This window comes from Paenibacillus sp. 01T422, from assembly GCF_056398785.1.
Genome location: NZ_JBFTQB010001645.1, coordinates 1 through 462, shown reverse-complemented (window position 1 = coordinate 462; position 462 = coordinate 1). Strand labels below are relative to the sequence as shown.

At 44.6% G+C, this 462-nt stretch carries 1 protein-coding gene; it reads left to right on the top strand.

Going from position 1 to position 462, the window contains the following annotated elements; translation table 11 throughout:
* Nucleotides 1-351 (top strand): EamA family transporter (locus AC1DUA_RS40585; protein ID WP_477505013.1); only part of this gene is annotated, 351 nt, incomplete at its 5' end.
* Between the last annotated feature and the right edge of the window lie 111 nt (nt 352-462).

Genomic DNA, 462 nt, shown 5'->3' with positions numbered 1-462 from the left:
CAGGTAGTTAGTCCTCTTCCACCTCTAATGAACTCAGCCATTATGCTAACCGCAACGATTCCCGTGATATATGTCTTATATCCTCCTACGATTTTTGTGCAAGAGAATGGAAGCGAACTGCTGCTGTGGGGCCTTCTTCTGGGATTCCTAGGGCAGGTTGTGCCCACGGTTTCTTTCAACATCGGTATTCCCCGTATTGGCAGCACTCTTGCGGCTATGTTAGGTTCGGTGGAGCTTCCAGTGGCGATCATTGCTGCGTATTTAATTATTGCTGAGCCGGTAAATGGGTTACAATGGGTAGGGATGGGTTTAATTTTGGTTGGAATCCTAATTTCTGAAAACAAAACGTAATTTCTGCGTATGTATTTGAAAAGAGTCGAATTGCCTAAGAAGCCGGAGGAAATCGAATTGAATTTTGTTGAAGCACGTCTGGCTAAACTAGCCAGAAATGGGGATCGAAAT